Source organism: Streptomyces sp. NPDC059900 (genome assembly GCF_050270335.1).
Taxonomy (GTDB): Bacteria; Actinomycetota; Actinomycetes; order Streptomycetales; family Streptomycetaceae; genus Streptomyces.
In genome coordinates, this window is the sequence record NZ_JBNNJZ010000875.1 from 1 (window position 1) to 2467 (window position 2467).

1 protein-coding gene is annotated in these 2467 nt (G+C 65.7%); it reads right to left on the minus strand.

What is annotated here, in order from left to right; genetic code table 11:
* On the minus strand, window positions 1-2456 hold a 2456-nt coding region (locus ACQKIP_RS45185), incomplete at its 3' end, for a DNRLRE domain-containing protein (RefSeq protein ID WP_427745663.1).
* Window positions 2457-2467 lie beyond the last annotated feature (11 nt).

Here is a 2467-nt window from a genome sequence, read left to right on the forward strand (position 1 = left end):
GTCTTGGAGTAGTACAGCTCGAAGCCCGGCGAGTGGTTGCCCGGCTGGGTGGCGATGACGGCCGCCCCCTCAGGTATCTTCGACAGTTTCACCCACGTCGAGACGGCAAATCCGCCGCTGGTATTGACCACCGGTATGTCTGTGGAGGCGTAGCCATCGGTGCCGTTGAACGAGACAGCCGTGCCCTGGACCCCGGCCGCGCCCGGAGTTGCCCCGCCGTGCAGTTGCGCGGCGCGCGGTGGCGTCGACCCCTTCGCCTCGCCGGCTCCTTCGGTCTCGTCCAGCTGCCAGGTCGCCCGCTCCGGCTGTCCTGTCTTGACCCGGTACTGGTAGGTGCGGATCTCGCTGCTGTCGTTGCCCGCCGCGTCAAAGGCCTTGACCGTAATGAAGTTCAGTCCCGGCTTGCCGGGCAGTACCTTGACGGTTTTCGCGGCGCCGCCGGTGGTGGTGACCCTGTGCAGCGGAGTGGGGTCGGAGTTGATGCCGTACCAGTAGGACGTCACATCGCTGTCGGCCGCCTTCAGCTCGAACGAGCCGTACTTGCCCACCCCGTCATACCAAGGATCCTCAGGGTCCTCAGGGTCGGAGGCCGGGTACTCGCCCGAGGACACCGACGGAGCCTTGGGAACCTTGGTGTCATAGATGAAGTAGCAGGCCATCGGGCTCCCCGCGTACGACCAGGGCGAGTACTGCGCACCGTCATAGACACGCGCGTACCAGTTGACCTGTTTGTTGACCGGGATGCTGGACGGCAGCTTGACGGCGAAGTCGGAATTGGACGGATCGGCTGAGGTGCGGCCCGGCTTCCAGCTGCCCCCGTCCCACTTGGCCTGGAACTGCACAGAGACGTCATCGCCATCGGGGTCCTTCACCTCGTTGGCGTAGATGTTGCCCAGCGTACGGACCCGTGCGGCGTCACCGGACTTCTTGCACGTACCGCCGTACTGCATCCGCAGCTGCGAGCTCTTGAGCTGGGCCGGGGGACGGTTGTACTTCACCCGCAGAAATGCCTTGTCCGAGAACCGCTTCCAGCCGTACGCATCCGACTCGCTGTCCGCCCGCAGACCGAACGTCATCGTCGCGTCACGGTCGTTGGCCGCCTCCTGCACAGCCGACTTCACCGAGAACTCGGCGTCCTTCGCTGCACAGCCGGAGAAGCCGTAAGCGAACGATTTCGTCGACAACTTCTTGTCCCAGAACCCGGCAGCATTCTGCGAGTTCCATGTAGTGGAAGAGGAGATCCCCTTGGTCTGCCACAACTCCACGCTGCGATCAGAGCATGAGGCGGACCAGGTGTTACGCACCACGAACTCGGCCGACAGGATCGACTTGCCCGCGAACGTGGAGACCGGGATTCGGTAGAAGAGCCGCTTGGTGTCGTTCGGCTTGCAGTAGTACCAGTTGCAGTAGCCCATGCCGGCGTCGTGATCGCCGTTGAACTTCCACTGCGGCGAGGAATCCCAGTACTTCGATGCCATCGTCCAAGCCGTGGCGCGCGGCGAGGACCACTGCGGATCGATGAACACCGGATAGGTGGTGTCCTTGCCCTTCAGTACATCCGCATCCGGGGTCAGCACCAGCTCCTTGCCGCCGGCGGGGAGATCCACCCCCACCGGTGCGAGCTTGCCGGACTCACCTGCCGAGGGCTCGTCTCCTGCCTGCGACGCATCTTGGCCTTCCCGCGATGCTGCGGTGCCGGACGGCGCCCTTTTCGTGGTCGGCGTGCCGTCGGTGCCGGGACTGGAGTCCCACATCATCGGTTTCGGCGCCTCGAACACCGCGCCCTTGGCGCCCTTGTCGAGGGCCTGGAGACCGCCCTGGGCGGTCTCCTTCACCTCCATGTCATCGGCGGCCAGCTTCAGCCGGAGCTCTGCCAGGTCAGAACTCTCGGCGGCCTTGGCCGACTTCACCACCAGCAGCTGAGTGAAGCCGTCCTCCTGCGCGCCCATGCGCAGGTCCACATCCGGCAGCACATCGGCATACGTAGCCGTGGCCCCGTCCAGCTGCGGAGCAGGCAGACTGCCGGGCCAGGACAGCGCCAGTTCACGGCCGGACTTCGTCATCCGTACCAGAGGTGATTCCCCGCCTCCGGAGAACTCCAGCCGCACCGTAGTCACTTTCGGTGCGACGCCGCCGTCAGCGGACTTGACCAGATCTGTGTCGATGGGCTTCCACCCATCCCCCACGCGAGCCCGGACGGGGCGCAGGTGCTCCCGCGCCTCGAGGTTCCCGTCGGCGGTCGCGAATACATCACTGCTCGCACTGCGCAGCGACAGCACCTCGACCGGCTTCCCGGTGCGCTTGGCCTGCGCCAAGGCCGCCTCGGTACTCGACTCCTGAGCAACGGAATCCCCATCCGCGGACTTCGCCGCCGCAGACGCCGCCCGGGAGATGTCCGCCGCGGTTGCCGACGGAGCGAGTCCTGCCACGATCGCCACGCTGACCAGACCCACCATCGCTCCGGTCC